The organism is Stenotrophomonas sp. STM01 (genome assembly GCF_014852135.1).
Classification (GTDB): domain Bacteria; phylum Pseudomonadota; class Gammaproteobacteria; order Xanthomonadales; family Xanthomonadaceae; genus Stenotrophomonas; species Stenotrophomonas capsici.
This window is the reverse complement of sequence record NZ_JACVBA010000001.1, coordinates 1,621,475-1,645,322: the sequence shown is the minus strand read 5'-3', so window position 1 is coordinate 1,645,322 and position 23,848 is coordinate 1,621,475. Positions and strand designations below refer to the sequence as shown.

The window sequence follows — 23,848 nt, the reverse complement described above, 5'->3', positions numbered from 1 at the left end:
GCCTTCAGCGGTGGCCGCGTTCCTCGCGTTCGCGTGAGCGCGTGCGGCGATCGAACAACAACGCACTGACGATCAGGCCCATGCCGATCGCCACGCCCAGCGGGAACAGCAGGATCGCGAACGCCGGGTAACCGAACAGCGTGAAGCGCGTAGGCACCTGCATCAGCAAGGCCGAGGAGAGCAGCAGCGCGGCGGTGATCAGCCCGGCGGCGATGCGGTTGGCGACCTTCTGGATGTTTTCCATCAGGCGCGACTCCTCCAGCCCGGTGACCTTCATCTGCAGGCGGTTCTCGGCGACCAGGCTGAGGATGTCGGACATGCGCCGCGGGCCGTCGCGCAGCAGGTGCTGCAGCTCCATCGCCTCACTGGCCAGGTTGGCGCGCGAAAGCGACTTGCGGAACCGCGCGCGCATCACGTGCTGGAGCTGCTTTTCCACCACCTTGCGTGTATCCATCTCCGGTGCCAGTACCCGGCACACGCCTTCCAGGTTGAGCAGCGCCTTGCCGAGCAGGCTCAGTTCCGGCGGCGTGCGCAGGTTGCTGGCGGTGGCGATGCGCACGATCTCCAGCACCACCTGGCCCTCGGAGACGGTGCCGTTGGCGGCGTAGCGGGCAATCATCTGCCCGGTCTCGCGCAGGTGGCGTTCCTCGTTGTAGTCCTCCAGCCGGGTGCTGATGGCGATGATCTCGTCGGTCACTTCCTCGCCGCGGCCATCGACGGCGGCGAACAGCAGCTTGAGCAGGCGTTCGCGCAGGCGCGGCGGTACGTGCGCGACCATGCCCAGGTCGAAGATGGCCAGTTGCCCGTCCGGGGTGACGCGCAGGTTGCCCGGGTGCGGGTCGGCGTGGATCTCGCCATGCACGAAGATCTGGTCCAGGTAGCCGCGCACCAGCGCGGCGGCCAACGGCAGCATCGGCTGTTCGGTACGGCGAACCGGCGGGATCGCGTCCACGCGCACGCCGGGCACCAGTTCCATGGTCAGCACGCGCCGGCTGCACAGGTCCCAGATCGGCTGCGGCACCCACAACTCCGGATAGGGCGCCAGGTGCTGGCCGAAACGCGCCAGGCTGGCCGCCTCGGCCTCGTAGTCCAGTTCCATGCGCAGGGTCTTGGCGAACTCCTCCAGCCAATCGGAGAAGCGCACCTTGCGGCCAACCCGGGTGAGGTGGTCGGCGGCGCTGGCGAAACTGCGCAGCACGCCGATGTCCGAGCGCAGCTGCGCGGCGATGTCCGGCTTCTGCACCTTGATCGCCACTTCCCGGCCATCGCGCAACTGCGCGCGGTGGACCTGGGCGATGGAGGCGCAGCCCAGCGGTTCGGGGTCGAACCAGTTGAACAGCTTGCTGATCGACGCGCCGAGGTCTTCCTCGACGATGGCGCGGATCTGCTCGACCGGGATCGGCGCGACCTTCTCCTGCATGCGCTCCAGCGCGGCCACGTACTCGGCGGGGATCATGTCCGGGCGGGTGGACAACACCTGGCCGAGCTTGACGAAGGTGGCGCCCAGCGCCTCCAGGTCGGCGACGAACTGGGTCGGGTCACCGGCGGCCGGCGCGCGCGCCAGGCGCGGCAGCTCGCCGTCGAGCGAGATGCCGGAGAACACGCCGGAGTTGCGATAGCGCAGCAGCAGGCGAACGATCTGCTGGCGGCGGCTCATGCCGCCAACGGTGGCCGGGCTGTCACTGGTGGTGGGCTGCTCGTTCAAACGCAGGGGTCCACAGGGGCAGGGATCCCCAGTGTGGCCGCGGAAGGGTGGGCGAAGGGTGAATGCGGCCCCCTCGCGTTGCGGCGCACCGATGAGTGAGAATCGGCAGCTCTTCCCCCTTCGGAACCTCCCCATGGCTGGAGCCAGCCTGTTCGCCCTGCTCGACGACATCGCCACCCTGCTTGATGACGTTTCCATCCTGACCAAGGTCGCGGCCAAGAAGACCGCCGGCGTGCTGGGCGACGACCTGGCCCTCAATGCCCAGCAGGTGACCGGGGTCAGCGCCAACCGCGAGTTGCCGGTGGTGTGGGCGGTGGCCAAGGGCTCGCTGCTCAACAAGGCGATCCTGGTGCCGGCGGCGCTGGCGATCAGCGCCTGGCTGCCGTGGGCGATCACCCCGCTGATGATGCTCGGCGGTGCCTTCCTCTGCTACGAGGGCGTGGAAAAACTCGCGCACAAGTTCCTGCATTCCAAGGACGAGGACGACGCCCACAAGGCCGAGCTGACCCGCGCGCTGGCCGATGACAGGACCGACGTGGTGGCCTGGGAGAAGAACAAGATCAAGGGTGCGGTGCGCACCGACTTCATCCTCTCGGCGGAGATCATCGTGCTGTCGTTGGGCGTGGTGTCCAGCGCGCCGTTCGGCCAGCAGGTGGCCACGCTGATCGCCGTGGCACTGGGCATGACGGTGTTCGTCTACGGCCTGGTGGCGGGCATCGTGAAGCTCGATGACATCGGCGCGTGGATGCTGGACAAGGGCAAGGCGATGGCCGCGCTCGGGCGCGGCATCCTGCATGCCACGCCGTGGCTGATGCGCGGGCTGTCGATCGCCGGTACGGCGGCGATGTTCCTGGTCGGCGGCGGCATCCTGGTGCATTCGATCCCGGCGCTGCACCACTTCGTGGTCGGGCTGGCCCCGTCCCACCTGGAGTGGCTGGCCAACGCGCTGGGCAGCGTGGTGGTGGGCGTGGGCATCGGTGCGGTGGTGCTGGCGGTGGTGACGTTGGTGCAGAAGCTGCGCGGCGGCTCCGCGCCGGCGCACTGAGGTGCCGGCATGCAGCGCGGCCCGGGCCGCGCTGCATGCGATGACGCCCCGTGGCATGGATCACGGCGGGGTGGAGAGCTCACGCAGGTGCTGTTGCGCGCGTGCCAGTGAGTGACCCGAGAGGCTCTGCAGCAGGCGCTGCAGGCCATGCGTTGGTGGCAGCCGACGCAGTGCCCAGCGCGCCAGCGCGGCGCTGGCGAGCATCGCCACGATGCCGAAGCCCAGCGTGGCAACGAACCATTGCGGCGCCAGCCGGTACAGGTCCAGGTGCAGCCACTGCACGCACAGCCACTGCGTGGCCAGCAGCCACAGGCAGAACCACGGCAGGCCCAGCGCCAGTTCGGTGGCTGCGGTGAAGCGTTGCAGCCGTGCCAACTGCTGCATCCGCTGGAGGACCGGCGCATCGAGCATGTCGATGCGCAGCGCCAGCAGGGCGCGGGTGATGGACACCCAGATCGCGGCGATGCCATACACGTGGAAGGCCAGGCCGGTGAGCAGCAGGTGCGGGACGTCGCGATGCGCGATCCAGAACCCCGCCGCCAGCATCGTCACTACGATCCACACCAGCAGCCAACCCAGCTGCAGCGCGCTGAAGCCGCGCAGGCGGCGGCGTACCTGCTGCTGGCGCGGTTGCCGCCAGGCCTCCAGCGCGGTGGCTTCCAGCGCGTCGATGCGTCGTGCCTGGTCGGCCCAGGCGGCCTTGAGCTGTTCCAGTTCCATCGGGGGCCTCGTCAGTCTTGGGAAGGGGACAGGTGCCGGCGCAGTTGCTGGCGCAGGCGGTGCAGGCGGGTGGCGGCATTGCCGGCGCTGATGCCGAGCACCTGGCCGATCTCCTGGTGGCTGCAGTCATCCAGGTGCAGCAGCAACAGGGCGCGGTCCAGTGGCGGCAGGGCGTGGATCACGGCATGCAGTTGCGCGCGCTGGGCAGCCTGCTCGGCGGTGTCCTCCACGGCCAGGCTCGATTCCATCGGGTCAGGGGCGAGCGTGCCGTGGTGGCGCTGCCGCAGCTGCCGGCTGCGCTGCTGGGAGATGGCCACGTTCAGGGCCACCCGGTACAGCCAGGTGCCGAACCGGGCCTTGTCCGGGTCGAACGAGGCGAAGCCGCGCCAGGCCTGGATGCTGATGTCCTGGACCAGGTCGCGGCGGTCCTCCGCTGCCTGGCTCCAGGCGCGGGCCACCTTGAGCACGATGCCCTGGTGCTGCTGCAGCAGGTCGGCGAAGTGGTGCTGCAGCGTGGCGTTGGCGGTCACGGGGATGTCCATGCAAGGGTGATTCGCACCAGCGCAGGGAATATCACAGCGGCGGGGAGGAGGCGGTCGCGGTCGGCCGGTGCCGGCCGCACGGCAGGCGGCTCAGTCGGCGTTGCGGATCTGGTCGCGGCCGGCCTGCTTGGCGGCGTAGAGCGCGCGGTCGGCGCGCTGCAGCAGCAACTCGGTCGGCTCGCCGGGGCGGCGTTGCGCCGTGCCGGCGCTGAAGCGTACGTGCACCCGCTGGTCGTCCTGCAGGAAGGGGCGCTGGGCCAGCGCTTCCTGCAGGCGGCGCAACTGGGTCTGTGCCTGCGCCTGCGGCATGGCGGGCAGCACCAGCACGAACTCGTCGCCGCCGAGGCGGGCGACGTGGCCGTGGCTGCCCAGTCGCGCCTGCGCGGTGGCGACCAGGTGGCGCAGCGCACGGTCGCCGCCGGCGTGGCCGAAGGCGGCGTTGGTCTGGCTGAAGTGGTCCAGGTCCAGGAGCGCGATGCTGAGCGTGGCCCCGTCGTCGGGCAGGCTGGAAAGCAGGGCATCGAGCCCGCGCCGGTTCAGGGCGCCGGTCAGCGGGTCGGTGCGCAGCTGGTTGCCGGCTTCGGCCAGTTCGGTTTCCAGCTGGCGCACGCGCTGCTCGGCGGCCTGTGCTTCGGCGCGCGCATTGGCCAGGTGGTCACGCGCCCGCGCGGCCTGAGCCTGCACGCGCGCGGTGTCCTGCAGCACGTCCTGCAGCAGGCTGGTCAGGTCGGCGATGCTGCGGCTCTGGCGCACGGCGATGGCATAGCTGGCGATGCGGTCGTGGTACTCGCCGGTTTCGGTGGCCATGCCGTCGACCTGGTCGATGAAATCGACCATCAGTTCCTTCATCGCCTGCTTGGATTCGTCGATGCCCTGGCGCAGCAACCCCTGCCGGTAGATCACTTCGCGCAGGTCATTGCGGGTCTGCTCCAGCGCATCGCCGTCCAGCGGACCGGACAGCAGCTGGCGCACGCTGCGGATCTGGCCGTGCAGCCAGCTGTCGGCGTCGAGCAGCTCGGTGATGTTCTCCAGCAGCAGGTCGAACAGGCTCAGCAGCAGGTCGCGTTGCTCCTGCAGGCCCTCGCTGCGCACGCCGACCTGGTGGCACAACTCGCGCAGGTGCTGGGCCACCGGCTGCAGGGCCTGGCCGCTGCGCCAGGCCCGCAGTTCCTCGCCCATCCGCCGTGCCTGCTGCTCCAGCTCGGGCGAATGCTGCATCAGGCTCGCCAGCACCGCATCGAGCGTGTTGGCCAGCAGGTCGCGCAGCTGCGCGGCCTCGCCATTGCCGACGGGCTGCTCCTGCTCGATGGTGCGGATGTACTTGTCGATCAGCTGCCGCATCAGGCGGCCATAACGCTCCCAGTCCCGCTCGGCATGCGCGCTGTGCAGGCGCTGGCCCATGTCGCCCAGTTCACCCGGCAGGCTGCACATGCCCTGGGCAAAGGCACCGAGCAGCGGCTCGGGGCTGTCGGCGCCGACGAACAGGCGCTGCAGCAGGGCCATGCCGGGGTTGTCCAGCGTCGCCGGTTCCGGCCGCGGCGCAGGGCTGGTCCGACGCGACAGGATGCGTCCCAGCCCGAGGCTGCCTGGTGCGGAGGAATCGGAGCTGTCGGCCATGGCGCGCGGGTTCGGGTGGGGATGCGGGGGGGCGCAGGCGCCCCCGGGCGGGGTGGTATCCAAGCCTCATTATCGGCAAGGTGGTGGGGGGCTTGAATCGCAGTCGATCACAGGAGCGGGACATGCGGGTGCTGTTGGCGGGGGCGACCGGGTTGGTCGGGGCGCAGGTGCTGCGGCGCCTGCTGGCCGATGCGCGTTGCAGCGCGGTGGTGGCGCCGACCCGGCGGCCATTGCCGGTGGTCGATGCACGCCTGCACAACCCGGTGCACGATTTCGCCGCCTTGCCGCTGGACGCGCCGTGGTGGCAGGTGGATGCGGCGATCTGCGCGCTGGGGTCGACCTTGAAGCAGGCCGGTTCGCGCGAGGCGTTCCGCCAGGTCGACCATGGCTACCCGCTGCTGATCGCCCGCACGGTACGGGCGCGGGGCTGCGCGGTGTTCGCGCTGAACTCGGCGATGGGAGCCGATGCCGCTTCGAGGTTCTTCTACAACCGGGTCAAGGGCGAACTGGAACGCGACCTGCGCGCGCTGGGGTTCGATGCGTTGACCTTGGTCAGGCCAGGGTTGATCGGCGGTGAGCGGCTGGAGAAACGTGCCGGTGAACACGCCGCCCTGGTGGTATTGAGCGCGCTGGGGCCGGTGCTGCCCAAGGCCTGGCGGATCAATCCGGCCGAACGGATCGCCGGGGCGTTGGTGGAGGCGGTATTGGCACCCACGCCGGGCGAACGGGTGGTGGGCTCGGCGGCGTTGGCGTGAGTTCTGGAGGGCGGGGGGACGTTGTTTCTGACGCAGGCTCGCGGTCGAAGCCGTTCCTACGCCCCCTCCCTTTGCCGCAGGCAAGGGGAGGGCAGGGGAGGGGTGCTCTCGTGCAGGAACCCTGATCGGCTTCGTGACCGAGGCCGTTCCTGCGAGGGTCACGCAGGCAGCGACTGGCCGCCATCCACCGCCAGCACCTGCCCGGTGATCCAGCGCGCCGCCGGCGAACACAGGAACAACGCTGCCTGCGCCACGTCCTCGACATCGCCGAAGCCGCCGAACGGGATCCTGTCGCGGATCCGTGCGTACAACGCCGGTTCCTCGCTGCGGCGACGCTCCCACAGGCCGCCGGGGAATTCGATCGAGCCCGGCGCCAGGGCATTGACCCGGATGCGCTCGTGCGCCAGCTCGGTGGCCAACGCGGTGGTGTAGTAGTTCAGCGCGGCCTTGGCCGTGGAGTACGCTGCCGCGCGTGGGGTCGGCACCGAGGCGTTGATCGAGCTGATGTTGAGGATGGCCGGCATCGCGCTGCGGCGCAGGTGGGGCAGCACGCAGCGGTTGGTGCGCACGGCCGCCATCAGGTCGATGTCGAAGCCGGCCTGCCAACTGGCATCGTCATTGCCGTTGCCATAGCCGGAGGCGTTGTTGACGACGATGTCGATGCCACCAAGCGCGGTGGCCGCGGCGTCCACCCACTGCGCGATCTGCGCCGGATCGGCGAGGTCACAGGGCTGCGCATGGACCGCCTGCGCACCGGTGGCCTCCAGCAGCACGGCGGCCTGCTGCAGTACCTGTGCATTGCGTGCGCACAGGCTGATGCGCGCGCCGGCGCGGGCAAAGGCGTCGGCGATGGCCAGGCCGATGCCGCGGCTGCCGCCGGCGACCAGCACGCGGGCACCGGTGAGGGTGGGAACGGACATTGGCTGCATCTCCAGGGAAGGCTGCGCGGATTATCCGATGCCGTGGGTGTTCACTCCCAGACGCGCGGTGGCGCTCCCTGCTCGGGGTGATGCATGCGTACCACGCAGAAACGATGGCCCGTTGGCGCTTCCATCACCCACCAGCGCTTGACGAAGCCGATGCGGCGGGCGCCCAGGGCTTCCAGGCGGTCGGCCTCGGCGTCGATGTCGTCCGCTTCGATGTCCAGGTGCACGCGTGAGGCGTGGCTGACACGCTGCACCTCGACATTCAGGTGGCCGGGGGCATCGCGCAGGCGGCTGTACTGCGAACCATCGGTGTTGGATTCGCTGGGCTCGGCCTCCAGCCCCAGTGCGGCGCCCCAGAACGCGGCGGCGGTGTCGCTGTCGGTGTCCTGGCAATCGATGATGAATCCGGCAAGACGGCTGCGGTGGCTCATGGAGGGCTCCGGGTGGCAGGGAAGCCGGCAGCTTACCCGCGTGTGGTTGCAGCGCCGGTTGCGATGGCGCGCGGGCCGGCCAGGCGCCAGGCGGCGCTGCACAGCGCCCCGTAGACCAGCCATTCGGCCAGGCGTTGCAGCAAACCGCGCACGTCAGCCAGCGCGGGACTGCCCATCAGCAGGAACAGCAGCAGCCAGGCCATCGCCAGTGCGATCCACAGCAACCGGGTGGCGGGCCGCAGGCCGGGCGCGGCCGCCATCAACACCAGCCCCAGCGTGGTGCCCAGGTAGGTCAGCACGCCCAACAGGTTGTGCAGCACCTGCCAGACGCTGCCGCCGTGCGGGCAGCCCAGGTCACATGGCGCCAGCGCCGAGCCGATCCAGGCCAGGGGTTCGCACAGCAGCAGCCAGTAGCCGACGCGCCCGATACCCACCAGCGGTACGCGCGCGGCCATCACCATCAGCAGCACCGCGCCCAGCACGCCCACCGGGATGAAGCCGGCCAGGCTGATCAGCCGCGCGTGCGCGCTGCCGGTGGCACCGAGTTCACTGATGTACTGCGCCACCGGCGAATACCCGGGCTTGAGCGCCGCGCCGCCCAGCAACATGGCCAGATAGACCAGCACGAACAATCCGACCAGCCAGCGCCTGTCCTGCATCGGCGCGCCTTACTGCGGGGTGCTGGACAGGAACAATTCCACCTTGCCGCACGACGGGCAGGCGTACAGGTCGAATTCCTCGCGGTGCACGAACAGTTCGCCCAGTTCGCCGAGCAGGAACGGCATCGCCTGCGAGCCCTCGTGGAAGCGGCGGCGACCGATGAAGGCCATTTCGCTGTCGGTGCAGCGCAGGCATGTCATCTGTCGCGGCCCCTGGACATGCACGACGCCCGGCGCGTGCGCCTCGGGGTCGGGGGCACTGCCGTCGGCATGCGTGCCGCAACGCCAGCACACGCGTGCCTCGATGCCATTGCGTACACCGCATTGCGTACAGATCCAAGCGTCCATGGTGTTTACCGAATCGTGTGCGTGGCTTTCCGGCCCATCGTAACGCCGGAGGATGACACCGCGGTATCCGCCGGCCTGGCAACGATCAGTGGATTGGCGGCGCGTGCAGCTGGGCGAACAGCAGGTTCTGCGCCTTGCGGGCCATTGCACGCGGCACGCTGGCGACGAAGCTGCCACCGCTCAGGGCCATGTCGCCCTTGATGATCAGGCCGTTGATGCGGGTGTAGCTGCGGAAGGTGTAGCGGTTCCCGTCGCGGCTGACCTCCAGGAACATCGGTGCGGTCAAGAAGCCTTTGCCCTTGCGGTAGACGCGGTTCGGGCCGGCTTCGCTGGCAAGGTGGTAGCCATTGGCCTGTGCCCAGGTGGCGACCTGCGCCAGGACGTCTTCATCGCTGGTCAGCGTGGTCTGGTCGAACGGCCGGCCGCTGTTCCTGGCGATCAGTGCCATCACGTTCAATGCCCCCAGCCCGATCACGGCGCCGACAACCATCCCTGTCATTATTCCCATTGCGTTTTCCCATTGAAGTAGCGGGCCGTATGGTAACGGCCCGCAGGCGTGCATGCGTGTTCAGCAGGGGGGAACCGCTGCATCGATCCCAAAAAAAGGGCCCGCATCACTGCGGGCCCCGGGACTGCGGTGGCAGGACCGGTCAGTTGGTCCGTGCCAGGTCGTCGATCAGCGCACGCAGGAAGCGGGCGGCTTCGCCGCCGGTGCAGGCGCGGTGGTCGAAGGTGACCGACAGCGGGATGACCTTGTGCGTTTCCACGCCACCCATCACCGGCGTCAGCTGGAAGCGGGCGCGGCCAGCGGCGACGATGGCCACGCACGGCGGCACGACGACCGGCGTTGCGTAGCGGCCGGCGAACATGCCGAAGTTGGACAGCGAGATGGTGTAGCCGCTCAATTCCGAAGCGGCGATCGAGCGGTCTTCCACCTGCTGGCGCAGGCGGTTGATGCCCTCGCGCACGCCACGGGCGTCGAGCATGTCGGCATTGCGCAGGGCCGGCACGAACAGGCCGTCGTCGGTGTCCACCGCGATGCCGATGTCGACCTGCGCGTGCAGGGTACGGGTGAGGTTGTCGCCGTCGAACCAGGCATTCATCGCCGGCACGGTCTGGCAGGCGACCACGATCGCGCGCACCAGGCGCGAGGTCATGTCATTGCCCGGTGCCCAGGCGTGGATGTCGGCGTCGTCGGTCAGCGTGGTCGGCACGACCTTGCTGTGCGCATCGGCCATCACCCGCGCCATGTTGCGGCGTACGCCCTTGAGCGGTTCCGGCTGGCCCTTGGCGACCACGCCCGGAGGCGCGGTACGCATCGGCTTGCCGGCGGCGGAAAGCGGGGTGCGGGCGGCTTCATCCCTTCCACCGCCTGCGGGGGAAGGTGCCCGCAGGGCGGATGGGGGAGCGCCCTCACCCGGCGCACGCTGTGCGCCGACTTCTCCCACACGCGGGAGAGGTGCGCCGACGCGGGCGGTACCGGCTTCGGCCGCCTGCTTCACATCGTTCATCGTCACCGCGCCGTCGGCGCCGGTGGCACGCACGCGGGCCAGGTCCACGCCCAGCTTGCGCGCCATCGCGCGCACGGCCGGCACCGCCTTGACGCCACCGACGGCCACGGCCTGCTCGGTGTGCACGGCATTGGAACTGACCATCGCGCCGACCACGGTGCCTTCGTCGGCACGTTCGGCGGCGGCAGCCGGTGCCGGCGCTGCGGCAGGTGCAGGTGCCGCAGCGGCCGGTGCCGGGGCGCCGTGGTGGTGGCCGGTGTCCTGGCCTTCGGCACGCTGCGGCAGGTTCGGGTCGATCTCGAAGTGCGCCAGCATGTGGCCGGTGACCACGATGTCACCCGGCGCGCCGGCCAGCTTCAGTACCTTGCCGGACACCGGCGAGGGCACCTCGACCACGGCCTTGGCGGTCTCCATCGAGACCAGCGGCTCGTCCAGCTTGATCACGTCGCCTTCCTTGACGAACCACTCCACGATGGTGGCGTCCGGCAGGCCTTCGCCCAGGTCGGGCAGGTTGAAGCTCTTGGTCTGGCTCATGTGCAGTTCTCTTCCAGCAATTCAAGTTCGCGTGCCGGTAGCCAGCCCTGCGTGCCATCGGCACGCTCGGACCACCACCAGCCGCCATGTTCATGGTGCAGCCGCACCTGCTCGCCACGGTCCACGTCCAGTTCGCGCGCGCTGTAGTCGCGCAGCACTTCGGCGCGGCCGTCGTCGAGCATCCGCAACCAGGCAATCGGCGTCCATCCGGCATCGCCGGCGTCGGTGGTCACCCACGCGAACGCCGGCCATTCCTCGTCACGCACACCCAGGGCGACGATCTGCCCGGTGTGCACATGCAACGGATTGCGGTACTGGCTGCGGTGGCTGCCGGTCAGGCGTGCCTGCATGTCAGCCCGCCGCCACCGCGCGCTTGGCCGCCGCCACGATCCGCTCCACGCTCGGCAGGTACTTCATTTCCAGGCGGAACAGCGGGATGTGGGTGTCATAGCCGGTGACGCGCTCGACCGGGGCGAGCAGGTCGTACATCGACTCCTCGGCCAGGCGGGCGGCGATCTCGGCGCCGAAGCCGGCGGTCTTGGGCGCTTCCTGCACGATCACGCAGCGGCCGGTCTTGGCCACCGACTCGGCGATGGTGGCGAAGTCGAGCGGGCGCAGCGTGGCCACGTCGATCACTTCGGCGCTGATGCCTTCGCCGGCCAGCTTGTCGGCTGCTTCCAGGGCTTCCTTCACCTGCGCGCCCCAGGTCACCAGGGTCACGTCGGTGCCGTCACGCAGCACGAAGCACACGTCCAGCGGCAGTGCCTCGCCATCGTTGGCGACCACTTCCTTGTACTGGCGGTAGATGCGCTTGGGCTCCATGTAGATCACCGGATCCGGCTCGCGGATCGCGGCCAGCAGCAGGCCATAGGCACGCTGCGGGCTGGACGGCAGCACCACGCGCAGGCCCGGCACGTTGGTGAAGATGGCTTCGTTGGCCTCGCTGTGGTGCTCCGGCGCACGGATGCCGCCGCCCCACGGCACGCGCAGCACCATCGGGCAGTGCAGGCGGCCACGGGTGCGGTTACGCAGGCGCGCGGCGTGGCAGATGATGTGGTCCACCATCGGGTAGACGAAGCCGTCGAACTGGGCCTCGGCCACCGGCTTCATGCCCTGCGCGGCCAGGCCGACGGTGAGGCCGGCGATGGTGGTCTCGTCCAGCGGGGTGTCCAGCACGCGCTGTGCGCCGAACTGCTGCTGCAGACCGGCAGTGGCGCGGAACACGCCGCCGTTGACGCCCACGTCCTCGCCCAGCACCAGCACCGACGGGTCGTGTTCCATTTCCCATGCAAGGGCCTGGGTGACGGCTTCGATGAGGGTGATCGGGGTGGCGGTCATGGTGGTTTCTCCGCTGTTGCTGGCCGCGCTGTGGGCCACGTCGTGGCCGGCCGGGGTTCCGGGAAGGGCGCGCTTGATGTCATCCATGGCGCTGCTCCAGGGCGATGGCGGCGGCGCGCTGGGCCAGCAGGTCCGGCGGCGGATCGGCGTACAGGTAATCGAACATGGCCTCGACCGGCTGCACCGGGCAGTTGAGGTAGGCGTTGACCTCCTCGTCCACGCGGGTGCCGCACTCGGCGATCCAGGCCTTCTCTTCCTCCTCGCTCCACACGCCGGCGGCGGTGAGGTACTTGCGCAGGCGGATCAGCGGCTCGCGCTGCCAGGCGGCCTTGACCTCGGCGTCGTCGCGGTAGCGGCGGGCGTCGTCGGCGGTGGTGTGGTCGGACAGGCGGTAGGTGAGGAACTCCAGCACCGTGCCGCCCTTGCCGGACAGGGCACGTTCGCGCGCCTGCTCCATGGCCGCCAGCACCGCGATCAGGTCGTTGCCGTCCACCTGCAGGCAGAACAGGCCGCCGGCCAGGCCCTTCTGGGCCAGGGTCTCGGCACCGGTCTGGGCCGAACGCGGCACCGAGATCGCCCAGCCGTTGTTGACCACGCACAGGATCAGCGGCAGCTGGTAGGCGCCGGCCGAGTTCACCGCGGCGTAGAAGTCGGTCTTGGAGCTGCCGCCGTCACCGCAGACGGTGACCGCCACCTGCGGCAGGCCGCGCAGCTTGAACGACAGCGCCGAGCCGGCCGCGTGCAGGCATTGGGTGGAGATCGGCACGCAGATCGGGAAGTCGCGGACGGCGTCGCTGTCGCGGTCGTAGTCACTGCCGCGCTCGTCGCCGCCCCAGTACATCAGGACGTCGCGCGGGCGCACGCCGCGCATGAACATCGCGCCGTACTCGCGGTAGCTGGGGGCGAACACGTCGCCGCTCTTCATGGCCGCGCCGATGCCGACGTGGGCCGCTTCATGGCCCAGGCAGGAGGCGAAGGTGCCGAGTTTGCCGGTGCGCTGCAGGGCAACCGCCTTGGTGTCGAACACCCGGGTGGCCAGCATCTGCTTGAACAGCGGCAGCAGGCTGCGCGGGTCGCGCAGCGACTCCGGCAGGTCGTCGCGTACCAGGCTGCCTTCGGCATCCAGGTACTGCAGGTAGTCGATTTGGAACTGGGCGGAAACCGTCATTGCAGCAACACCTTGAACAGATGGTTTCAAATGATAGGAATTGCGCATGGTAAGGAATCAGGCCGGAAAAGCCGTCCTGCGGCGCAGCACGACTGACCGTACAAATGCCGGGTTCGTTCCATGGCCCTCGCCACGGCCGAGCAAATACAGCGTATTCAGCAAGGCCGCGCCAAGGCAGGGCATTGTCGCGCCGGTTGCCATCGCAAGTGTTCTTATTCCGTTTGCGCGGAACCGCGCCGTCGGGGATGCCGGCCGTGCGGGGCCATGCCCGGCATGCGATCCCGGCAATACCCGGCGGCGCCTGGCGCCGCGCTACCGGGCGTGCGGCTGCGTTACCCTTTGCGCCCCGCGCAGATGGCAAGGCCGATGACCGTAGAAAAGAACCAGCGTGAGCTCGAGGCAGGCATCCACACCGACCTGCAGGGCCGGCTCACCTACGGCGGCTACCTGCGCCTGGACCAGTTGCTGTCGGCCCAGCAGCCGCTGTCCAACCCGCCGCACCACGACGAGATGCTGTTCATCATCCAGCACCAGACCTCGGAGCTGTGGCTGAAGCTGCTGGCCCACGAGCTGCGCGCCGCGCGTGCCCACCTGCAGCGCGACGAGGTCTGGCAGTGCCGGAAGGTGCTGGCCCGCGGCAAGCAGGTGCTGCGCCTGCTGACCGAACAATGGGCGGTGCTGGAAACCCTGACCCCGTCCGAATACATGGGCTTCCGCGACGTGCTCGGGCCCTCGTCCGGCTTCCAGTCGCTGCAGTACCGCTACATCGAGTTCCTGCTCGGCAACAAGAACGCGGACATGCTGGGCGTGTTCGCACACGACCCGGCCGGGCAGGCGCAGCTGCGCGAGGTGCTGGAGGCCCCCAGCCTGTACGAGGAGTTCCTGGCCTACCTGTCGCGCTTCGGCCATGCCATCCCGGCCACCTACGAGGGCCACGACTGGACCCAGTCGCATGTCAGCGACCCGGCGCTGCGCCATGTCTTCGAGAACATCTACCAGGACACCGACCGCTACTGGCGCGAGTACTCCCTGTGCGAGGACCTGGTGGACCTGGAGACCCAGTTCCAGCTGTGGCGCTTCCGCCACATGCGCACGGTGATGCGGGTGATCGGCTTCAAGCGGGGCACCGGCGGCTCCAGCGGCGTGGGGTTCCTCAAGCAGGCGCTGGAGCTGACCTTCTTCCCGGAACTGTTCGAAGTCCGCACCAGCATCCGCGCCGATCCGCCGGCGGGTGCCTGAAAATCCAACGTATTCAGCAGCTTGCAGGGGCGCCTCGGGGCGCCCCTGCGGCGTTTCCGGCCGCCGCCGGCCGGCCCGGGCAAGCCTTCTGTGGATTTGACGTGAAGCCGGCCCTTCGGTGATGCTCGCCCGTCGCGCCGGTTCCGGCCGACTTCTTTCGCATCACTTGCCCATCGAATGACTCAGGGGACACCCGCATGAGCGCTGCCGCGCCCAATTCCGCATCCAACCCGGCGCCCGTGCCGGCGTTCACCAACCTTCTCGGCCATCCACGCCCCCTGTGGATGCTGTTCATGACCGAGTTCTTCGAACGCTTCGCGTTCTACGGCATCCGCTGGGCGCTGACGCTGTACATCGTCGCCCAGTTCTCCGAGAGCCAGGCCGGTGCCAGCAAGCTCTACGGCGCCTACCTGGCGCTGGTGTATGCGGCAGCCCTGTTCGGTGGCTTCGTCGCCGACCGGATCATCGGTTACCAGCGTTCGATCCTGATCGGTGCGGCGGTGATGTCGCTGGGCCTGTTTCTGATCGCCATCCCCAACGACCAGGTGTTCCGTATCGGCCTGGCCACGGTGATCGCGGGCAACGGCCTGTTCAAGCCGAACATCTCCAGCATGGTCGGGCAGCTGTACGGCATCAACGACTCGCGCCGTGACTCGGGCTTCACCATCTTCTACATGGGCATCAACGCCGGCGCGCTGGTCGCACCGGTGCTGACCGGCATCCTGGCCGAGAACGTGTTCGGCACCGAAGCCATGCCGGCCTACAAGTACGTGTTCATCGCCTCGGGCGTGGGCATGCTGATCAGCCTGGTGTGGTTCTGGTTCGGCCGTCGCCAGCTCGGTGACATCGGCAAGCCGCCGGCCGGTGGTGAAGGCATGGGCCGCACCATCGCCGTGCTGGTGGGTTCGCTGGTGGCCGTGCCGGTGGCCTATGCGCTGCTGTCCATCGACGCCGGCATCCTGGGCTGGATCCTGGGCGCGCTGTTCACCGCCCTGTGCGTGATGATCCTGGTTGAGGGCATCCGCGAGGGCAAGGTGGCCCGTGACCGTGCCATCGCCATGCTGATCATCTTCGTGTTCAACGTGCTGTTCTTCATGTTCTTCGAACAGGCCGGCAGCTCGTTCAACTTCCTGGCGCAGAACATCGTCAACCGCGACCTGGGCGGCTGGACCTTCCCGATCGGCTGGTTCCAGTCGGTCAACTCGGTGGCCATCCTGGCCCTTGGCCCGATCTTCGTGTGGTTGTGGACCGCACTGGGCAAGGCCAACCCGTCGATCCCGCGCAAGTTCGGCCTGGGCCTGATCTTCAACGGTCTGGCCTTCCTGCTGCTGATGTACGCGCTGTCCTCGCTGGTCGACGGCGCCGGCAAGATCCCGTTCTGGACCCTGTTCATGGTCTACGTGATCCAGACCGTCGGTGAGCTGTGCCTGTCGCCGATCGGCCTGTCGATGACCACCAAGCTGGCCCCGCTCAAGGTCGTGGGCCTGGCGATGGGCGGCTGGTTCCTGTCCACCGCCATCGGCAACAACCTGTCGGGCATCTTCGCCGCGGTGGTCAGCGGCGAGAGCGGCATGACGGTGGAATCGGCCCTGAAGGGGTATACCTTCGGCTTCTGGTCGCTGCTGGCTGCAGGCGTGCTGTTGTTCCTGATCGCCCCGCTGGTGCAGAAGCTCATGCATGGCGTGAAGTGAGGAAAGACCGATGAACAAGCTGTTTGGAGTGGTCCCGTTGGTGTTCGCCATGGCCGTGGCCGGTTGCAACCAGCCGCCACCGCCGGTGGAGAAGGTGCAGCCGCTGGATACCTCCGAACAGAAGGCGCCGGTGGCTGACACCAGCCAGCCGGTGTCCTCGGGCAACACCCCCACCGCGGCGGATATCGCCGCGGTGGCCGCGCTCAACGCGCAGTTCGACCCCGCCCGCAACCCGGTCGCCGACCTGGAAACGGCCAAGGTCGAGGCCCAGCGTGGCGGCAAGCGGATCATCCTAGACGTGGGCGGGGAGTGGTGCTCGTGGTGCCACCTGCTGGATGCCTTCATGGAAGGGGATTCGGAGATCCGCCGCTTCCGTGATGGCAACTACGTGTGGATGAAGGTCAATTTCAGCGAAGAGAACGAGAACACCGCGTTCCTGTCCGGCTACCCGGAGATCAAGGGCTACCCGCACCTGTTCGTGCTCGATGCCGAAGGCAAGCTGCTGCATTCGCAGTTCACCGGCGACCTGGAGAAGGGCAAGGGCTACGACCGCGAGAAGTTCTTCGCCTTCCTCAAGCAGTGGGCACCGCCGGCCGCGCAATGAGCCGCGGCGGCGGGGATGACAACGGCGCCGGAAGGCGCCGTTGTTGTTTGCGCACTGGCCTCACGGCCGAGGCCGCTCCTGCGAGGCAGGCGCAGCTCGTCGTGATTTGCCCTCCCTTTCGCGCAGCGAAGGGGAGGCTGGGAGGGGGAGCTTCCACGCGATGGGCCGCACTCCGGCTTCGCAGCCGAGGCCGCTCTTGCGGGGAAGGCGCAGCTCGCCGTGATCTGCCCCCTTCCTTTCGCGCAGCGAAGGGGAGGGCGGGGGAGGGGTAGCGCCGCATGCCTTCATATTCCCCCCGCGCGGCCGCTAACGGATGCATCTCCGCCTGCGCACGGCCCGCTCCGTCTTCGCCATGCAGCCTGCTTCTGATTCCCCCTCCATCGTCGATACCCCGCCCGTCGCGTCGGCCAGCGTCAGCCTGCCAAGCGTGGACGAACTGCTCGACGAGACGCCGGCCGCCGAGGACACCTCGCCGGTACCAGCCTCCTCGCGCCTGCCGCAGGCTGCGGTACCGCCGAACATCATGCTGCAGTCGGCGGTGATGCGGCTGGTCGAGCAGAAGGAGCAGATCGACCAGGTGGCCCGCAATGGCCTGCTCGCCGGCCTGTTGCCGCCGGAGTGGAGCAGTTCGCCCGGCAATGAACTGCGCGCCTTCGTTGCCTCGGTGTTGCCGTTCGCATCGGACAACGCCCGCGGCGAGACGGTTGCCGCGAGGGTGCCGTTGAAGTTCCTGCTCGGTCATTCGCAGCGCTGGGGCAAGGCAGATGTCGCCGAGCCGCGTTCGCTGGCGGCCTACCTGGCCAGCGACGAGCGCGCCACCGCCGGGGGCACCGATCTGGCCGAGGTGATGCTGCTCTCGCCCCTGGGCGTGGCATGGACGCAGACCGGCCGTGCCCGCGCCGGTTTCCTGCGCGCGATGGGCGTGGAAACCCTGGCCGCACGCGTGACCGCATTGCCCTATCCGGCGGCCGAGCAGCTGTCGTTGTACCAGGTGCACAGTGGCGGACGGGCACAGGTCTGGTGTGTGTTGGACAAGCGCCGGCTGCGCGCGCTGGCCGTGCCGGCGCTGAGCCTGCCGGTGCTGTCGGCTTATGGCGTGGAAGCGCCGCAGGCATGGCCTTCGAACTGGCCGGATCCTGCGGAAGTTGACGCCGAGCTGGCGTTGGCGGCGGCCGGCAAGTCCGTGCCGGAGGTCGATCTGGTCAAGCTGGTGGACAAGATAGGACGCAGCAGGGCCAGCGAAGCCTGGGTGGGTGCCAGCCTGATGCAACTGCACACCTGGGTGCCGCGCTGGCGGTTCTTCCTGGCTTCGTTCATCGGTTTGCCAGCGGTGCTGTTGCTGCTGGCGGCGCTGGCATTGCCCGGCAGCATAGAAGCGGCGGCGGTGGCCGCTGCGCTGGGCTTTGCCGGTGGCGCGATCGCCGCGTTGGCGGCGCCGTGGATCTATGCCCAGCGCAAGCACCTGAGCTGAGCCGCGCGGCCGCGTGCCCTCCGCCGCCGGCCCGCGGCCGGCGACGTCTCAGGCTTCGCTCATGCGAGGCAGGCCGGCATCGGCCAGGCGGGTGATCAGGCGCTCGAGCACCTGTTCCTCTTCCTCGCTGAGCACCGACATCAGCCGACGTTCCATCTCGATTACCAGCGGAGCGATGGTCTCGTAGACCTCGAAACCGGCCGCCGACAGCGCCAGCACCGAGCGACGGCGGTCATCGCCGTGCGTCTCGCGCTTGATGAAGCCGCGTTCCAGCAGGCGGGCCACGGCGCGGCTGACCGCCACCTTGTCCATCGCGGTGCGCTCGGACACCTCGCTGGCCGAGGAGCCGGGGTACAGCGCCAGGATGGTGATCACCCGCCACTCGGGGATGGCCAGGCCGTAGCGGTCGCCGTACAGCCGGGCGATGTTGCCGCTGACCCGGTTGGACAGGACGCTGATGCGGTAGGGCAGGAACTGCTCGAGATCCAGCAGGACATGCGAGGCCCGGATGCTGGTGGACTTGCTGTAATCGGAAGAGCTCATGCTGCAGTGCACCTTGATGGTGGTTTCATGTGAAACTATAACCTTCGGTCCAGACCCGCGTTTGCGCGTGTCTTCCTGTTTTTTACACCGCCGGCACCCGGCAGTGGTCACGCAATCGGAGGCAACCCATGAATACCCAAGCCCACGCCGCACCCCACGCGCCCAATCCGGGCATGCAGGTCACCACCTTCGAGAACCCGATGGGCATTGATGGTTTCGAGTTCGTCGAGTTCGCCGCGCCGGCCGGGCAGGCCGCCCAGCTGCACACGTACTTCCGGAACATGGGATTCACTGCCGTGCTCCGCCACCGGCAGCGTGCTATTACCGTCTACCGTCAGGGCGGCGTCAACTTCCTCGTGAACGAGGAGCCGGATTCCTTCGCCGCCGACTTCGCGGCCAAGCACGGCCCCTGCGCCTGTGGCTTCGCCATCCGCTTCCAGAAGCCGGCCGCCGAGGTGCTCGCCGCTGCGCTGGGCAACGGTGCCGAGGAAGTCAGCCTGCTGGCCGACACCCGTGCCGTCCCGGCCCCGGTGATCAAGGGCATCGGCGACTGCATGCTGTACCTGGTCGACCGCTATGGCGAAGGCGGCAGCATCTACGACACCGACTACGTGCCGGTCGACGGTGCCGAGCAGGACCCGAAGGGCTTCGGCCTGACCTTCATCGACCACCTGACCCACAACCTGTACCTGGGCAACATGCAGCAGTGGTCGGACTACTACGAGCGGCTGTTCAACTTCCGCGAGATCCGCTACTTCGACATCAAGGGTGCCAAGACCGGCCTGGTGTCCAAGGCGATGACCGCCCCGGACGGCATCGTGCGCATCCCGCTCAACGAGTCCTCCGACCCGAAGAGCCAGATCAACGAGTACCTGGACGCCTACAAGGGCGAGGGCATCCAGCACATCGCCTGCTTCACCGACAACATCTACGACACCGTCGAAGCCATGCGCGAGCGCGGCATCGAGTTCCTGGACACGCCGGACACCTATTTCGACGTGGTTGACCTGCGCATCCCGGACAACGGCGAGGACGTGCCGCGCCTGCGCCGCAACAAGATCCTGATCGACGCCGACCCGGAGACCAAGCAGCGCAAGCTGCTGCAGATCTTCACCCAGAACTGCATCGGCCCGATCTTCTTCGAGATCATCCAGCGCAAGGGCAACGAAGGTTTCGGCGAAGGCAACTTCCAGGCGCTGTTCGAGAGCATCGAGCGCGACCAGATCAAGCGCGGCGTGCTGTAAGCGGCGAACGATGCGCTTGCCTGAAGCCCCTCTCCCGCCCGCGGGAGAGGGGCTGGGGTGAGGGCAAAGGCCACCGAAGCACGTAGCATCACCGCAACCGATCCACCCTCACCCCAACCCCTCTCCCGCCTGCGGGAGAGGGGCTCAATCGCAAGGCAAGGGCGCCACCATGGTCACCAACGGTTATCAATCCGGCTTTGGCAACGAATTCGCCACCGAGGCAGTGCCCGGCACCCTGCCGGTCGGGCGCAATTCACCGCAGCGCGTCGCCCATGGCCTGTATGCCGAACAGTTGACCGGCAGCGCCTTCACCGCGCCGCGTGGCAGCAACCGCCGCAGCTGGCTGTACCGCATCCGCCCGGCGGTGATGCACGGGGAATTCACCCCGTTCGACCAGCCCAACCTGCATGGCGAGTTCAGCCATGCGGCGGTATCGCCCAACCAGCTGCGCTGGAGCCCGTTGCCGCTGCCGTCCACGCCCACCGATTTCATCGAAGGGCTGTACACGATGGGTGGCAACGGCGCGCCCGATGCGCATGCCGGTGCCGGCATCCACATGTACGCGGCCAATGCCGACATGCGTGGCCGCTATTTCTACAACGCCGACGGCGAGCTGCTGATCGTGCCGCAGCTGGGCCGGCTGCGCCTGCGCACCGAGATGGGCGTGATCGACGTCGAACCGCAGCAGATCGCGGTGATCCCGCGTGGCGTGCGTTTCGCGGTGGAGCTGCCCGACGGGCAGGCGCGCGGCTATGTCTGCGAGAACTTCGGTGCGCTGCTCAAGCTGCCCGACCTCGGCCCGATCGGCAGCAACGGCCTGGCCAACCCGCGCGATTTCGAAACCCCGGTGGCCGCCTACGAGAACGTGGAAGGCCCGTTCGAGCTGGTCGCCAAGTTCCATGGCCGGCTGTGGCGCGCGGACATCAACCACTCGCCGCTGGACGTGGTCGGCTGGCACGGCAACTACGCGCCGTACCGCTACGACCTGCGCCGTTTCAACACCATCGGCTCGATCAGCCATGACCACCCGGACCCGTCGATCTTCCTGGTGCTGCATTCGGCCAGCGACACGCCCGGGACCAGCAACCTGGACTTCGTGATCTTCCCGCCGCGCTGGCTGGTGGCGCAGGATACGTTCCGCCCGCCGTGGTTCCACCGCAACATCGCCAGCGAGTTCATGGGCCTGATCCACGGTGCCTACGACGCCAAGGCCGAGGGGTTCGTGCCCGGCGGCGCATCGCTGCACAACTGCATGAGCGGCCACGGCCCGGACGCGGCCACCTTCGACAAGGCCTCCAACGCGGACCTGTCCAAGCCGGACGTGATCACCGACACCATGGCCTTCATGTTCGAGACCCGCGGCGTGATCTGCCCGACCGAGCAGGCCATCGCCGCACCGCACCGCCAGCGCGAATACCAGGCCTGCTGGAGCGGCCTGCGCGACAACTTCGCCCCGCCCAGAGGCTGAGTCTCAGGCCGCCGGCAGCGGCGTGGCCTGCAGCACCGTCGCCAGGTGCGGCTCGGGCAGTACTTCCTGCAGGCGGCCACGCACGCGTTGCGCGTAGCCGTCCGAGGTCATCGCCGGCAGGTGCGCCAGCGCCAGCCGGATCGCGTTGACCGTCTCGCCTTCCTCGCGCGAGGACTGCAGTTGCCGGTGCAGTTGCTGCGCGGTGGGGTTGCGCTGCAGCGCCAGGATGTCCAGCACATAGATCCGCGCAGCCACCATCGAGCGCCGGCGCTCGGTGGCAGGCGCCGCCGCCGCTGCTGCCGGCGCAGGCGCAGGCGCCGCCATGGCCACCGGCGCGGGGACGGCCGGTGGGGCGTCGGGGGCATCGGCCAGCAGGTAGCCGTCGCGGATCAACTGCGCGACCAGCGCCGGCGCATCGTTGCCCAGCAACTGGGACAGGTCGTCCAGGCTGCGCTTGCCATCGCACAGGATCAGGGCACGGCGCTGGCGCAGGTCCAGCGGTGCCCGATGGGCCTGCAGGACGGAGAGGGCGAGTTCGGTTTTGCGCGGATGCATGGGACGTGACACGGCGGCGCGGACGCCCAAGCCTGGGTCCGGCAGGTGAAAGCACGATGACAACCGGCATGCCGCTACACTCGGCCCCCGGTCCTCCCTGGAGTTGCCGCATGACCCGCACCGTCCTGTCTTCGCTTGTCCTGCTCGCCCTGCTGGCCGCCTGCAACCGCACCCCCGACGCGCCGGATGCGCCGGTGGCACCGCAAGCCCCTGCGGCAGCGGGCTCGCCCGCGCCGGCCCCGGCCGAGGCCGCGGTGACCGGCAACGCCGATTGGCAGGGCTATGGCCCCCTGCAACTGGGGATCGATGCTGAACAGATGCGCGCGGTCTGGGATGGCGAGCTGCAGGGCGATGCCGTGGCCGACGGCGGCTGCTATTACCTGCAGCCGGCCGGGCAGGGGGCCGACGGCGTCGCCTTCATGCTCGAGGGCGGCAATTTCGTCCGCTACGACGTGCGCGCCGCCGACGTGCAGGCCCCGGGCGGCGGCAAGGTCGGCATGGCGCTGGCCCCGCTGCAGGCACTGTATGCACAGGCCGAAGCACCACAGCCCCACAAGTACGTGGAAGGCGGCAAGGTGCTGCGGGTTCCCGCCGCCGATGGCAGCCAGGGCTGGCTGGTGTTCGAACTGGGCGCCGACGGCAAGGTGACAGCGTGGCGGGTTGGCCTGCCGCCGCAGGTGGATTACGTGGAAGGGTGCAGCTGAGTTCCTGCGGAAAGGCGATGACTGCGCCTAGAATCAGCCGCATTGCCGTCGGGAGAGACGCGGATGTTTGAAGCCATTGGATTGTTCGTACTTGGCTTGGTGCTGCTGGCGCTGGGGGGCGACTCCATCGTGAAGGCCGCGTCGGGGCTGGCCCAGCGACTGGGCGCCTCGCCATTCGTCGCCGGCCTGCTGCTGGTGGCCTTCGGCACGTCGCTGCCGGAACTGGTGGTCAATGCCCGCGCTTTCGCGGTGGGGGCACAGGAACTGGCACTGGGCAACGCGGTGGGCAGCAACATCGTCAACGTCGGTCTGACGCTGGCGCTGGCCGCGCTGGCCTACCCGCTGGTGGTGCGCACGCGCCTGCTGTCGCCATTGCTGGTGCTGCTTGCCGTGGCTTCGCTGGCGCTGATCGTGTTCGGGCTTGACGGTGCGATCAGCCGCGTGGAAGGCATCGTGCTGCTGCTTGGCTTCGTCGCGGTGCTGGTGTTCGTGCTGGCGCGCGCCCGGCGCGAGCCAGCCGCGCTGCAGGAAAGCATCGCCGCCTACGCGACGACCCGCACCGAACTGGGGCTCAACCTGATCCGCCTGGTGATTGCCGGCGTGGTGCTGTATTTCGGCGCGCGCTGGGTGGTGCAGGCGGCACCGGTGATCGGCGCCGGCTGGGGCATGTCGCCGCTGCTGGCCGGCCTGCTGCCGGTGGCCATCGGCACGGCGCTACCGGAAGTGGCCGCCGCGATCGCGGCGGCGCGGCGCGGCCAGGGTGACATGGTCGTCGGCCACGTGATCGGCTCGAGCCTGTTCAACCTGCTGGTGGTGGTCGGTGGCATGGCGGCATTGCGCCCGATGCCGTTGCCGGCCTCGTTCGTGCGCCTGGAGCTGCCGGCGGCGATCGTGCTGGTGCTGATGCTGTACCCGATGCTGCGCGGCGACCTGAAGATCAGTCGCGGCGAGGGCGCCGTGTTGTTCGTCGCGTTCCTGGCCTGGGTCGGCCTGGAGCTGGCGCTGTTGAACTGACCGGATTGAGGCAAGG

Annotated in this window: 25 protein-coding genes; 10 read left to right on the top strand and 15 right to left on the bottom strand. The window is 68.8% G+C overall.

Translation table 11 applies throughout. The features are described 5' to 3' along the window. Window positions 1-4 precede the first annotated feature (4 nt). Complete coding sequence (locus IB227_RS07700) at window positions 5-1,657, bottom strand: AarF/UbiB family protein (RefSeq protein WP_225591752.1); 1,653 nt, start codon at window positions 1,655-1,657, stop codon at window positions 5-7. A gap of 181 nt (window positions 1,658-1,838) precedes the next feature. Here IB227_RS07700 and IB227_RS07695 point away from each other — a divergent pair, with 181 nt between their 5' ends. Continuing rightward, window positions 1,839-2,750 (top strand): DUF808 domain-containing protein, encoded by a 912-nt coding sequence (locus tag IB227_RS07695; protein ID WP_192286860.1) that lies wholly within the window; start codon window positions 1,839-1,841, stop codon window positions 2,748-2,750. Window positions 2,751-2,810: 60 nt separating this feature from the next. On the opposite strand, the gene IB227_RS07690 is transcribed toward IB227_RS07695, so the two are convergent. From IB227_RS07690 to IB227_RS07680, 3 genes are all read right to left on the bottom strand, one after another. Next, entirely contained in the window at window positions 2,811-3,470 is a 660-nt protein-coding gene (locus tag IB227_RS07690; RefSeq protein WP_192286859.1) for a hypothetical protein, read from the bottom strand. A gap of 11 nt (window positions 3,471-3,481) precedes the next feature. Then, window positions 3,482-4,012, bottom strand: a complete 531-nt coding sequence (locus IB227_RS07685; protein WP_192286858.1) for a sigma-70 family RNA polymerase sigma factor — start codon at window positions 4,010-4,012, stop codon at window positions 3,482-3,484. 90 nt (window positions 4,013-4,102) lie between these two features. Beyond that, window positions 4,103-5,629 carry a GGDEF domain-containing protein gene (locus IB227_RS07680; RefSeq protein ID WP_192286857.1) on the bottom strand — a complete coding sequence of 509 codons (1,527 nt, stop codon included), beginning with the start codon at window positions 5,627-5,629 and terminating at the stop codon, window positions 4,103-4,105. Between the two features lie 122 nt (window positions 5,630-5,751). Between IB227_RS07680 and IB227_RS07675 the strand changes: the two genes are divergently transcribed. After that, entirely contained in the window at window positions 5,752-6,384 is a 633-nt protein-coding gene (locus IB227_RS07675) for an NAD-dependent dehydratase (protein ID WP_192286856.1), read from the top strand. Between the two features lie 158 nt (window positions 6,385-6,542). Here IB227_RS07675 and IB227_RS07670 read toward each other — a convergent pair whose 3' ends face one another. The 9 genes from IB227_RS07670 to pdhA all read right to left on the bottom strand — a co-directional run bounded on the left by IB227_RS07670 (window position 6,543) and on the right by pdhA (window position 13,299). After that, window positions 6,543-7,304: an SDR family NAD(P)-dependent oxidoreductase gene (locus tag IB227_RS07670; RefSeq protein ID WP_192286855.1), complete on the bottom strand. Its 762-nt coding sequence runs from the start codon at window positions 7,302-7,304 to the stop codon at window positions 6,543-6,545. 50 nt (window positions 7,305-7,354) lie between these two features. Beyond that, a complete protein-coding gene (locus IB227_RS07665) occupies window positions 7,355-7,741 on the bottom strand; it encodes a VOC family protein (protein WP_132863242.1) in 387 nt (128 codons plus the stop codon). 32 nt (window positions 7,742-7,773) lie between these two features. After that, window positions 7,774-8,400 carry a DUF998 domain-containing protein gene (locus IB227_RS07660; RefSeq protein WP_192286854.1) on the bottom strand — a complete coding sequence of 209 codons (627 nt, stop codon included), beginning with the start codon at window positions 8,398-8,400 and terminating at the stop codon, window positions 7,774-7,776. 9 nt (window positions 8,401-8,409) lie between these two features. Further along, a complete protein-coding gene (locus IB227_RS07655) occupies window positions 8,410-8,748 on the bottom strand; it encodes a hypothetical protein (protein ID WP_192286853.1) in 339 nt (112 codons plus the stop codon). An 85-nt stretch (window positions 8,749-8,833) separates the two neighbouring features. Then, window positions 8,834-9,247 carry a hypothetical protein gene (locus tag IB227_RS07650; RefSeq protein WP_132863247.1) on the bottom strand — a complete coding sequence of 138 codons (414 nt, stop codon included), beginning with the start codon at window positions 9,245-9,247 and terminating at the stop codon, window positions 8,834-8,836. Between the two features lie 151 nt (window positions 9,248-9,398). Further along, a complete protein-coding gene (locus IB227_RS07645) occupies window positions 9,399-10,793 on the bottom strand; it encodes a dihydrolipoamide acetyltransferase family protein (RefSeq protein ID WP_192286852.1) in 1,395 nt (464 codons plus the stop codon). Continuing rightward, window positions 10,790-11,143 (bottom strand): SH3 domain-containing protein, encoded by a 354-nt coding sequence (locus IB227_RS07640; protein WP_132863251.1) that lies wholly within the window; start codon window positions 11,141-11,143, stop codon window positions 10,790-10,792. Before IB227_RS07640 ends, IB227_RS07645 begins: the two co-directional genes overlap by 4 nt. Window position 11,144: 1 nt before the next feature. Next, on the bottom strand, window positions 11,145-12,218 hold the full coding sequence (locus IB227_RS07635) for an alpha-ketoacid dehydrogenase subunit beta (RefSeq protein ID WP_132863253.1): 1,074 nt from the start codon (window positions 12,216-12,218) through the stop codon (window positions 11,145-11,147). Further along, window positions 12,211-13,299, bottom strand: coding sequence for a pyruvate dehydrogenase (acetyl-transferring) E1 component subunit alpha (gene pdhA / locus IB227_RS07630; protein WP_192286851.1), 1,089 nt, complete (start codon window positions 13,297-13,299; stop codon window positions 12,211-12,213). Before pdhA ends, IB227_RS07635 begins: the two co-directional genes overlap by 8 nt. 366 nt (window positions 13,300-13,665) lie before the next feature. Here pdhA and IB227_RS07625 point away from each other — a divergent pair, with 366 nt between their 5' ends. The 4 genes from IB227_RS07625 (at window position 13,666) to IB227_RS07610 (ending at window position 18,304) form a co-directional block, all read left to right on the top strand. Then, entirely contained in the window at window positions 13,666-14,538 is an 873-nt protein-coding gene (locus IB227_RS07625; RefSeq protein ID WP_132863256.1) for a tryptophan 2,3-dioxygenase family protein, read from the top strand. Window positions 14,539-14,735: 197 nt separating this feature from the next. Then, on the top strand, window positions 14,736-16,229 hold the full coding sequence (locus tag IB227_RS07620) for an oligopeptide:H+ symporter (protein WP_192286850.1): 1,494 nt from the start codon (window positions 14,736-14,738) through the stop codon (window positions 16,227-16,229). Between the two features lie 49 nt (window positions 16,230-16,278). Further along, on the top strand, window positions 16,279-16,833 hold the full coding sequence (locus IB227_RS07615) for a thioredoxin family protein (protein ID WP_225591751.1): 555 nt from the start codon (window positions 16,279-16,281) through the stop codon (window positions 16,831-16,833). Between the two features lie 352 nt (window positions 16,834-17,185). Then, a complete protein-coding gene (locus tag IB227_RS07610) occupies window positions 17,186-18,304 on the top strand; it encodes a hypothetical protein (RefSeq protein ID WP_192286849.1) in 1,119 nt (372 codons plus the stop codon). Between the two features lie 48 nt (window positions 18,305-18,352). On the opposite strand, the gene IB227_RS07605 is transcribed toward IB227_RS07610, so the two are convergent. Further along, entirely contained in the window at window positions 18,353-18,847 is a 495-nt protein-coding gene (locus IB227_RS07605) for a MarR family transcriptional regulator (protein WP_132863263.1), read from the bottom strand. A gap of 173 nt (window positions 18,848-19,020) precedes the next feature. Here IB227_RS07605 and hppD point away from each other — a divergent pair, with 173 nt between their 5' ends. Both hppD and hmgA read left to right on the top strand, forming a co-directional pair. Further along, the gene (hppD, locus tag IB227_RS07600; RefSeq protein WP_192287308.1) at window positions 19,021-20,091 is read left to right on the top strand and encodes a 4-hydroxyphenylpyruvate dioxygenase; all 1,071 of its coding nucleotides are present in this window, start codon (window positions 19,021-19,023) and stop codon (window positions 20,089-20,091) included. 169 nt (window positions 20,092-20,260) lie between these two features. Further along, entirely contained in the window at window positions 20,261-21,559 is a 1,299-nt protein-coding gene (gene hmgA, locus IB227_RS07595; protein WP_132863267.1) for a homogentisate 1,2-dioxygenase, read from the top strand. Between the two features lie 3 nt (window positions 21,560-21,562). Here hmgA and IB227_RS07590 read toward each other — a convergent pair whose 3' ends face one another. Continuing rightward, the gene (locus tag IB227_RS07590; RefSeq protein WP_192286848.1) at window positions 21,563-22,114 is read right to left on the bottom strand and encodes a hypothetical protein; all 552 of its coding nucleotides are present in this window, start codon (window positions 22,112-22,114) and stop codon (window positions 21,563-21,565) included. Window positions 22,115-22,224: 110 nt separating this feature from the next. Here IB227_RS07590 and IB227_RS07585 point away from each other — a divergent pair, with 110 nt between their 5' ends. Both IB227_RS07585 and IB227_RS07580 read left to right on the top strand, forming a co-directional pair. Continuing rightward, window positions 22,225-22,818 (top strand): lectin, encoded by a 594-nt coding sequence (locus IB227_RS07585; protein WP_192286847.1) that lies wholly within the window; start codon window positions 22,225-22,227, stop codon window positions 22,816-22,818. A gap of 63 nt (window positions 22,819-22,881) precedes the next feature. Then, window positions 22,882-23,832 carry a calcium/sodium antiporter gene (locus IB227_RS07580; protein ID WP_192286846.1) on the top strand — a complete coding sequence of 317 codons (951 nt, stop codon included), beginning with the start codon at window positions 22,882-22,884 and terminating at the stop codon, window positions 23,830-23,832. Window positions 23,833-23,848: the final 16 nt, after the last annotated feature.

What these genes read in the sequence shown, in the direction of transcription:
- IB227_RS07700 (WP_225591752.1), bottom strand. Translation starts at nt 1,657, where the DNA reads ATGAGCCGCCGCCAGCAGATCGTTCGCCTGCTGCTGCGCTATCGCAAC.
- IB227_RS07695 (WP_192286860.1), top strand. Translation starts at nt 1,839, where the DNA reads ATGGCTGGAGCCAGCCTGTTCGCCCTGCTCGACGACATCGCCACCCTG.
- IB227_RS07690 (WP_192286859.1), bottom strand. Translation starts at nt 3,470, where the DNA reads ATGGAACTGGAACAGCTCAAGGCCGCCTGGGCCGACCAGGCACGACGC.
- IB227_RS07685 (WP_192286858.1), bottom strand. Translation starts at nt 4,012, where the DNA reads ATGGACATCCCCGTGACCGCCAACGCCACGCTGCAGCACCACTTCGCC.
- IB227_RS07680 (WP_192286857.1), bottom strand. Translation starts at nt 5,629, where the DNA reads ATGGCCGACAGCTCCGATTCCTCCGCACCAGGCAGCCTCGGGCTGGGA.
- IB227_RS07675 (WP_192286856.1), top strand. Translation starts at nt 5,752, where the DNA reads ATGCGGGTGCTGTTGGCGGGGGCGACCGGGTTGGTCGGGGCGCAGGTG.
- IB227_RS07670 (WP_192286855.1), bottom strand. Translation starts at nt 7,304, where the DNA reads ATGTCCGTTCCCACCCTCACCGGTGCCCGCGTGCTGGTCGCCGGCGGC.
- IB227_RS07665 (WP_132863242.1), bottom strand. Translation starts at nt 7,741, where the DNA reads ATGAGCCACCGCAGCCGTCTTGCCGGATTCATCATCGATTGCCAGGAC.
- IB227_RS07660 (WP_192286854.1), bottom strand. Translation starts at nt 8,400, where the DNA reads ATGCAGGACAGGCGCTGGCTGGTCGGATTGTTCGTGCTGGTCTATCTG.
- IB227_RS07655 (WP_192286853.1), bottom strand. Translation starts at nt 8,748, where the DNA reads ATGGACGCTTGGATCTGTACGCAATGCGGTGTACGCAATGGCATCGAG.
- IB227_RS07650 (WP_132863247.1), bottom strand. Translation starts at nt 9,247, where the DNA reads ATGACAGGGATGGTTGTCGGCGCCGTGATCGGGCTGGGGGCATTGAAC.
- IB227_RS07645 (WP_192286852.1), bottom strand. Translation starts at nt 10,793, where the DNA reads ATGAGCCAGACCAAGAGCTTCAACCTGCCCGACCTGGGCGAAGGCCTG.
- IB227_RS07640 (WP_132863251.1), bottom strand. Translation starts at nt 11,143, where the DNA reads ATGCAGGCACGCCTGACCGGCAGCCACCGCAGCCAGTACCGCAATCCG.
- IB227_RS07635 (WP_132863253.1), bottom strand. Translation starts at nt 12,218, where the DNA reads ATGGATGACATCAAGCGCGCCCTTCCCGGAACCCCGGCCGGCCACGAC.
- pdhA (WP_192286851.1), bottom strand. Translation starts at nt 13,299, where the DNA reads ATGACGGTTTCCGCCCAGTTCCAAATCGACTACCTGCAGTACCTGGAT.
- IB227_RS07625 (WP_132863256.1), top strand. Translation starts at nt 13,666, where the DNA reads ATGACCGTAGAAAAGAACCAGCGTGAGCTCGAGGCAGGCATCCACACC.
- IB227_RS07620 (WP_192286850.1), top strand. Translation starts at nt 14,736, where the DNA reads ATGAGCGCTGCCGCGCCCAATTCCGCATCCAACCCGGCGCCCGTGCCG.
- IB227_RS07615 (WP_225591751.1), top strand. Translation starts at nt 16,279, where the DNA reads ATGGCCGTGGCCGGTTGCAACCAGCCGCCACCGCCGGTGGAGAAGGTG.
- IB227_RS07610 (WP_192286849.1), top strand. Translation starts at nt 17,186, where the DNA reads ATGCAGCCTGCTTCTGATTCCCCCTCCATCGTCGATACCCCGCCCGTC.
- IB227_RS07605 (WP_132863263.1), bottom strand. Translation starts at nt 18,847, where the DNA reads ATGAGCTCTTCCGATTACAGCAAGTCCACCAGCATCCGGGCCTCGCAT.
- hppD (WP_192287308.1), top strand. Translation starts at nt 19,021, where the DNA reads ATGCAGGTCACCACCTTCGAGAACCCGATGGGCATTGATGGTTTCGAG.
- hmgA (WP_132863267.1), top strand. Translation starts at nt 20,261, where the DNA reads ATGGTCACCAACGGTTATCAATCCGGCTTTGGCAACGAATTCGCCACC.
- IB227_RS07590 (WP_192286848.1), bottom strand. Translation starts at nt 22,114, where the DNA reads ATGCATCCGCGCAAAACCGAACTCGCCCTCTCCGTCCTGCAGGCCCAT.
- IB227_RS07585 (WP_192286847.1), top strand. Translation starts at nt 22,225, where the DNA reads ATGACCCGCACCGTCCTGTCTTCGCTTGTCCTGCTCGCCCTGCTGGCC.
- IB227_RS07580 (WP_192286846.1), top strand. Translation starts at nt 22,882, where the DNA reads ATGTTTGAAGCCATTGGATTGTTCGTACTTGGCTTGGTGCTGCTGGCG.